The sequence below is a fragment of the Erwinia sp. genome, assembly GCF_031978025.1.
Taxonomy (GTDB): domain Bacteria; phylum Pseudomonadota; class Gammaproteobacteria; order Enterobacterales; family Enterobacteriaceae; genus Erwinia.
Genome location: NZ_DALZCD010000228.1, coordinates 1 through 6,981, shown reverse-complemented (window position 1 = coordinate 6,981; position 6,981 = coordinate 1). Strand labels below are relative to the sequence as shown.

Genomic DNA, 6,981 nt, shown 5'->3' with positions numbered 1-6,981 from the left:
CTCACAGCGAGTTCTACACCCTGGGCGGGCTGGGCATCAGTCCCAACAATGAAGTGATGGCGCTGGCGGAGGATTTTTTGTCGCGCCGTCAGTACGGCATTCGCTTTCGCAATCTTAAAACCGGCAACTGGTATCCGGAAGTGCTGGATAACGTCTCCTCCAGCTTTGTCTGGGCCAGCGACAGCCGCACCTTTTATTATGTGCTGAAAGATAAACAGACGCTGCTGCCGTGGCAGGTCTGGCGTCATCGGCTGGGGACGCCACAGCGGGATGACGAGCTGGTTTATGAAGAGCAGGATGAGACTTTCTACGTCAGCCTGCATAAAACGATGTCCGAGCACTTTATTCTGATCGTGCTTAACAGCACCACCACCAGCGAAATCCAGCTGCTGGATGCGGAATTCGCCGACGCGCAGCCGCAAATATTTTGTCCGCGTCGTAAGGATCACGAATACAGCCTCGATCATTACGATCACCATTTTTATGTGCGATCCAACCGCGCAGGTAAAAACTTTGGTCTGTACCGTACCGATCACGTGAAAGAAGAGAAATGGCAAACGCTGATTGCGCCACGCGACCACGTTATGCTGGAAGATTTTGCGCTGTTTCGCGACTGGCTGGTAGTGGAAGAGCGTCAACGTGGCCTGACCAGCCTGCGGCAGATTAACTGGCAGAGCGGAGAAGATTACGGGATCGCTTTTGACGATCCGGCCTACGTTACCTGGCTTGCTGTGAACCCCTCGGCCAACACCAGCAAACTGCGTTACGGTTACTCTTCCATGACCACGCCAGATACCCTGTTTGAGCTGGATATGGACAGCGGCGAGCGAACCATTCTCAAACAGACGGAAGTGCAGGGTTTTGATGCGAACGACTACCACAGTGAACACCACTGGATTAAGGCTCGCGATGGCGTGGAAGTGCCGGTTTCGCTGGTCTATCACCGGCAGCACTATCTCCCCGGAAAAAGCCCCATGCTGGTTTACGGTTATGGCTCCTATGGCAGCTGTATGGATGCCGATTTCAGCTCCAGCCGCCTGAGCCTGTTGGATCGCGGCTTCGTATTCGCGCTGGCGCATATTCGTGGCGGCGGCGAACTGGGCCAGCAATGGTACGAAGATGGCAAACTGTTGAAAAAACTCAACACCTTCCACGATTTTATCGACGTCACCAACGCGCTGGTAGAAAAGGGCTACGGCAACCCTGAGAAACTCTATGCCATGGGCGGCAGCGCTGGCGGCCTGCTGATGGGCGCGGTAATTAACATGGCGCCAATGCGTTTTCATGGCCTGGTCGCCCAGGTGCCGTTTGTAGACGTGGTCACCACGATGCTGGACGAATCAATCCCACTGACGACGGGAGAATATGATGAGTGGGGCAATCCGGCGGACGAGCGTTACTATCGCTATATGCGGCAATACAGCCCCTATGACTGCATCACCGAACAACACTATCCGCATATGCTGGTGACAACCGGACTGCATGATTCCCAGGTGCAGTACTGGGAACCGGCGAAGTGGGTGGCAAAGCTGCGCGAGTTTAAAACGGACGATAATTTGTTGCTGCTCTGCACCGACATGGATGCAGGGCATGGCGGCAAGTCGGGCCGTTTTAAATCCTACGAGGGCGTGGCGCTGGAATATGCTTTTCTGATTGGTCTGGCGCAGGAAACGTTAAGCCCCGCCAACGCTCGTTAATCCGCTGACAGCGCTCTTTCCATAGCGCTTTTCAGATCGGGCTTCAGATCCGGGATATTTTTCAACATCCATTTCAGGTATCCCGGATCGCGCTTCACCACATCATCAATGCGGCTGCCGCGATACTTGCCAAACGGGAAGGTGGCGCTGGAACCCCGAACCTGCATTCGACGCACCATTTCCGGCGCATCCCAGCCGGAAAACGACATAATGCGGATCAGCAAGGCAGCGGTCACATAGCAGTCGTACAGTGCACGGTGAGCGTGTAAATCCTCAGGCGGCGTAACTTCCAACTGTAAAGCTTCGCGCAGCGCCTGGTTACCGTACTTCTTGCCCGGCCACAGGCCTTTCGCCAGCGTCATGGTGCAAATCCACTCGCCCGGCATCTCCGGCAGCATTCGGCGATCAAAGCTGGCGTTATGCGCGACATAGTAAGGGCTGCCGTGATAGCGGCCAATCGCCTCTTCAATGGTAGGTTTGCCCTGTACCATCGCTTCGGTAATGCGGTGGATCGCCATAGCCTGACGGCTGATAGGGCGGTCGGGGCTGATCAGATCGCTCATAGGGTTCACGATCCTGCCGTCGATAACATCAACGGAAGCGACTTCTACTACGCCGCCCTGTAAGCCACAGGTTTCGGTATCTATTACGCGTAACATAATTTCTCTCTTCAGAGGGCGGCAACCGTGCATAAATCGTGCACTTCGCCCTGCCATTTACTGTCCTGACGTCGGGCAATAACCAGCTGCTCGCCGCTACCACCTGCGATAACCTGCCTGCCTTTTTCATCCCAGACAGCGCTTTTCCCGGCACTCTGAAAACCGCCAGTAGGAAGAGCATGGTTCGCCATCAGCACGGCAATATTGAATTTGCGTGACCAGCGCGCCAGGTATTCGCAATCCTTGTGATACCCTTTTTCAGACAGCAAGACGCTGGTGGCATAAAGATTAGCGCCACGGTTAGCGGCATCGCGAGCGTAGTCTTCCACACTGATATCAGCACAGACTGCCATCGCCACATGATGATGCTGATAGCCGAACACGGGGACGCTTTGTCCGGGGTGGAAAAACGGCTTTTCCGCCTCAACCAGGTTACGTTTAAAGTAGGCCAGGCGCGTACCATCAGGTAAAAAAGCCAGCGCGCAGAGGCGCGTCTTGTCACCATCCTGTAGAGGAACACCGGTGACAATGCTCATGCGGTATTCTGTCGCCGCTTCGGCAAAAGCGTTAAGGCGGATATCGTCGATAGACATTGCCAGCTGGCTGGCGAGTGCAAGCTCATAGCCTGTAATGGACAGTTCCGGAAACAGCAGTAAATCGACCCGATGCTCAGCGGCCTGACGAACAAAAGCCAGATGGCGTTCAATATTCCACTCGATGTCTCCGGGACGAGACCCTGATTGCGCGGCGGCGATACTCCAGACGGACATAAATTTACTCGCAATAAGGTTTTTGAGTGGTTATCTCAACTGAAGCGACCAGGAAACACAAGTTATTCGCGCAACTATTTTTGTTTCGGTTCGTAGGGCAGACGGGAAAGGCTTAGCGAGGCCTGCCGGTAATGCATCAGCCGTTGACGAAACCAGTCACGTAACCTTTCCGGCTGTTCGCGCTCCACCATCTCCGCCACTACCGGCATATTGTAACGTTCTTTAAACGCCACGCCTGCGGCAGCAATATCGACATTGATTTTGTCTTTTTCTTCCTGCGGTAGCACCGCCAGATTGTAATTCATGATGACCTCCGTTGACTCGCGGCAAAAATAAAGCAGACGGCTGCGTTTCGCAAGCCTGACGGTCGGCTAAAGCCGTTAACGACTCGACACTTTATGGGGAGCGGAGTATTCTTTCGGCCTTGTCGCAGCCCTGAGCTGCACCAAACGGGATGGATTCGATGCGTAGGTCAATGATTTTCGCGCTGGCGCTGAGTGCCGCCGCTTTCTCACAGCAGGTTTCTGCTCACGCCCACCTTAAAAGCCAGTATCCGGCCGCTAATGCCAGTGTGGAAGCTTCGCCGCAGGCTTTAACGCTGACGTTTTCGGAAGATATCGAACCGGCTTTCAGCGGGGTCGAGGTCACGACTAATCAGCAGCAGGCCGTGCCGCTCTCTGAGGCCGAACGTGCGCCCAGACAACACAACCAGCTGATCGTGCCGCTGGCGAAACCCCTCAGTAGCGGTCAGTATCAGGTCAGCTGGCATGTACTGTCGGTTGACGGACATAAAACTAAGGGAACCTACACCTTTAGCGTGAAATAATATGTCCCTCAGCCTGTTCTATCTGCTTTTCCGCTGGCTGCATTTTGCCGCACTGATGTCGCTGACGGGGGGCGCAGTGTACACCACGCTGCTGGCGCCCGCGCGTTTCAGGCCGCAGCTGGCCCTGCGCTTCCGTCGGCTACTGGTTACCGCTTCGCTGCTTTCGCTGGCAACGGCAATCATGCTGCTGGTGGCGCAAACTGGCCTGATGGCCGATGGCTGGCGTGATATCGGCAATAGCGCAGTATGGCAGGCGGTCCTGCAGACGCGCTTTGGACAGGCCTGGCAATGGCAGCTGCTCGCTGCGCTGGTAGGCGTGGTCGCCTTAACCACCCGCGGACAGTTGCGGCAGTGGTTGTTGTTGCTGAGTGGGGTGGGGCAGCTGGTTGGGTTGGCTTTTGTCGGTCATGCGACGATGCTGGACGGTGCGGCCGGTTGGCTACAGCGTCTGAACCATAGCCTCCATCTTTTGTCGGCGGCCTTTTGGGCGGGCGGCCTGATCCCTGTGCTGATTTTGATGCGTGATATGCCGCGTCTCCCCACTGCCGGTGACGCCATCTTTACGCTGATGCGTTTTTCCCGTTACGGTCACCTGGCCGTGGCTTTGGTTATTATCAGCGGAGCAGTCAATGCTTTCATCCTGCTGCCGGGCTGGCCACCGACATTTGGCCGTTACAGCCAGCTTCTGCTGTTGAAAACGCTACTGGTAGGGGTAATGTGCGGCGTTGCGCTGTTTAATCGTTACTGGCTGGTACCGCGCTTTCAGGATAATGGGGAGAGAGCCCGTTACCTGTTTATGCTGACCACGCTGGCTGAGCTGCTGCTTGCTGCTCTGGTGGTGGCGCTGGTAAGCTTTTTCGCTACGCTGGAACCAGCCTGAATATTTACCGCCTGCTTTTGGGCGTATTGATAAGAGGTAGTGCAACATCATGAAAAAATTAGTTGGCCTGATGCTGGCTTTGAGTTTTTGTTCCAGCGCGATGGCATCAGAAGTGATTACCATCAGCCGCTTTGAAGTGGGTAAAGACAAATGGGCTTTCGACCGTGAAGAGGTGATGCTGACCTGCACCAAAGACGGCGCATTGTATGCCATCAACCCCAGCACGCTGATGCAGTATCCACTGAATGATATTGCTGAGCAGCAGTTAAAAAGCGGGCAGGTAAAAGGGCAGCCGATTAGCGTTATCCAGATTGACGATCCGGCGCACCCGGGCCAGAAAAAGAGCCTGGCGCCTGTTATTGAGCGTGCGCAAAAGCTGTGTGACTAAACATTTTGCCGCGCTGGCCCTCCGGCTGGCGCGGTAGCAGCAATTCTCCATTCCTGCCATTCCGTCACTGTTTCTGCCGTTACGATCACAGAGCTGTCATATTTTAGCTGGTCCTGAACCCTCAGGCTGGAAAATCCCCGCCTCTGTACTACCTTATAAAGAGCAAGGCGTCATAGCCTGCATAAATGCCAACTTTTAGCGCACGGCTCCTACCAGAGCCATTCCCCTGGACCAAAGACAGGAATCGTCTTTGGTCTTTTTTTGTTAGGGGTTTTAAAATAATAACTTATATTTAAATCAATCACTTAAAAGCTATCCAGTTGTATCGTATTACCCTCTGTAAGAACCTATGTAGACACTTTGTAGTCACTTTTTAGCGCCATTCTTGCCAGCGGATTGTTGGTTACGGCCTCTTCCAAATGGTCAGGCGCAAAGTGCGCATAGCGCATGGTCACACGGATATCTGAATGCCCTAGAATGCGTTGCAGTACCACAATATTGCCACCGGCCATCATAAAGTGGCTGGCAAAGCTATGCCGCAAAACGTGGCTCATTTGGCCTTCTGGTAAGGTTATTTCTGCAAGACGTATTACGCGGTAAAATTGCCGATAGCACTCTGAGAAAAACTTCCCTTCCTTATCTTTAAGCTCGTTATACAAATCATCCCCGATAGGAACCGTACGATTTTTCTTACCTTTAGTGTTAATGAACGTGATTTTGTTGGGCGATATCTGGCTCGCTTTCAACCCTGCGGCTTCGCTCCATCGTGCGCCTGTAGACAAACAAATTCTGACTATCAGTGTTAACTCTGGGTTGCCGTGTAGTTCACAGGCTGCAAGCAGACGTAAGATTTGAGCGTCGGTGAGCCAGGCCATCTCTTTTTCAGGATCGTCAAATTCGCGAATATTTTTAAGCGGGTTGGGGTAGTCGATTTCTCCCAGGCGCTCCAGCTCATTAAATACCGCTCTCAAAAAGCAGTGCTCACGGTTTACCGTACCGACTTTAACCTTCAGAGATTTTTCACTGGTTTTATAGCCGTTCTTAATTAGTCCGCTTAGCCGCCTCTCGCGATAGTGTGCCCAGTCTTTAGCAGTGATGGAGGTGGCAATCGGATCACCTAATCCTCGACAAATAATATGGAGTTTGCCCAATCGACCCTTTTTATCGCCCAGTGAACAACCGTGCAGCTTGTACCACAGGCTTATTAATTCGCTCAGTTTACGGCTGTCTTCCTTCTTGCCGAGCCAGGGCTTATCCTTTGCTTCCTCCGCCTGATAGCGTTCATAAGCGATTGCTTCGGCACGCGTCTTAAATGTTTTCCTGATGCGCTTACCTTCTCGCCCGTTCGGGTAAAAGTCACATAACCATTTGCCGTCCGTCTGTTTTCTGATTGCCATGATGCCGCCTGAAAAAGAAAAGCCACAAAAATACTGTATATAAAAACAGTATTCAATGTTTGATTTCTGGCTTTCATACAAACAGGTTTAATGAAGAATATTCTGGAAATCAATAAGAAGGCAGGGATTTAGCGTAGACACAAGTATAAAAAAACCCGCTTTCGCGGGCTTAATCAATGGAGCAGGGAAGGCTGTTGTGCGTTATGAGTAAAGATCGGTACCTTGTTAGTCTGACCTGGCGAAACAATCATTCCCGCTATGCTTTCATGCGTTTTGAAAGTGCAGCTGCAATTGATGTTCTGGCACTGGTGATAGCGTTCTTTAGTCTCGCGTGAAATATAGCGGCTGCTTTTGGCATGGGCAG

9 protein-coding genes are annotated in these 6,981 nt (G+C 52.8%); 4 read left to right on the top strand and 5 right to left on the bottom strand.

Annotated elements, in window-relative coordinates; genetic code table 11:
* A partial coding sequence (locus RTK32_RS16490; protein WP_312045866.1) for a prolyl oligopeptidase family serine peptidase occupies nucleotides 1-1,697 on the top strand: 1,697 nt, incomplete at its 5' end.
* Here RTK32_RS16490 and exoX read toward each other — a convergent pair.
* The 3 genes from exoX to RTK32_RS16475 form a co-directional block, all read right to left on the bottom strand.
* Entirely contained in the window at nucleotides 1,694-2,356 is a 663-nt protein-coding gene (gene exoX, locus RTK32_RS16485) for an exodeoxyribonuclease X (protein ID WP_312045864.1), read from the bottom strand. The two genes, RTK32_RS16490 and exoX, sit on opposite strands and share 4 nt — an antisense overlap.
* An 11-nt stretch (nucleotides 2,357-2,367) precedes the next feature.
* Nucleotides 2,368-3,126: a carbon-nitrogen hydrolase family protein gene (locus tag RTK32_RS16480; RefSeq protein ID WP_312045862.1), complete on the bottom strand. Its 759-nt coding sequence runs from the start codon at nucleotides 3,124-3,126 to the stop codon at nucleotides 2,368-2,370.
* Between the two features lie 74 nt (nucleotides 3,127-3,200).
* Nucleotides 3,201-3,431, bottom strand: a complete 231-nt coding sequence (locus RTK32_RS16475; RefSeq protein WP_312045860.1) for a DNA polymerase III subunit theta — start codon at nucleotides 3,429-3,431, stop codon at nucleotides 3,201-3,203.
* Between the two features lie 149 nt (nucleotides 3,432-3,580).
* On the opposite strand from RTK32_RS16475, the gene yobA reads away from it, so the two are divergent.
* Genes yobA through RTK32_RS16460 form a run of 3 tightly spaced genes read left to right on the top strand, consistent with a single transcriptional unit; the run spans nucleotide 3,581 to nucleotide 5,220 of the window.
* Nucleotides 3,581-3,952: a CopC domain-containing protein YobA gene (yobA, locus tag RTK32_RS16470; protein ID WP_409451108.1), complete on the top strand. Its 372-nt coding sequence runs from the start codon at nucleotides 3,581-3,583 to the stop codon at nucleotides 3,950-3,952.
* A gap of 1 nt (nucleotide 3,953) precedes the next feature.
* Nucleotides 3,954-4,832 (top strand): copper homeostasis membrane protein CopD, encoded by an 879-nt coding sequence (gene copD, locus RTK32_RS16465; protein ID WP_312045857.1) that lies wholly within the window; start codon nucleotides 3,954-3,956, stop codon nucleotides 4,830-4,832.
* Nucleotides 4,833-4,881: 49 nt separating this feature from the next.
* On the top strand, nucleotides 4,882-5,220 hold the full coding sequence (locus RTK32_RS16460; RefSeq protein WP_312045855.1) for a YebY family protein: 339 nt from the start codon (nucleotides 4,882-4,884) through the stop codon (nucleotides 5,218-5,220).
* A gap of 347 nt (nucleotides 5,221-5,567) precedes the next feature.
* Here RTK32_RS16460 and RTK32_RS16455 read toward each other — a convergent pair whose 3' ends face one another.
* Both RTK32_RS16455 and RTK32_RS16450 read right to left on the bottom strand, forming a co-directional pair.
* Nucleotides 5,568-6,617, bottom strand: a complete 1,050-nt coding sequence (locus RTK32_RS16455) for a tyrosine-type recombinase/integrase (RefSeq protein WP_312045853.1) — start codon at nucleotides 6,615-6,617, stop codon at nucleotides 5,568-5,570.
* A 173-nt stretch (nucleotides 6,618-6,790) separates the two neighbouring features.
* On the bottom strand, nucleotides 6,791-6,981 hold a 191-nt coding region (locus RTK32_RS16450; RefSeq protein WP_312045851.1), incomplete at its 5' end, for an ogr/Delta-like zinc finger family protein.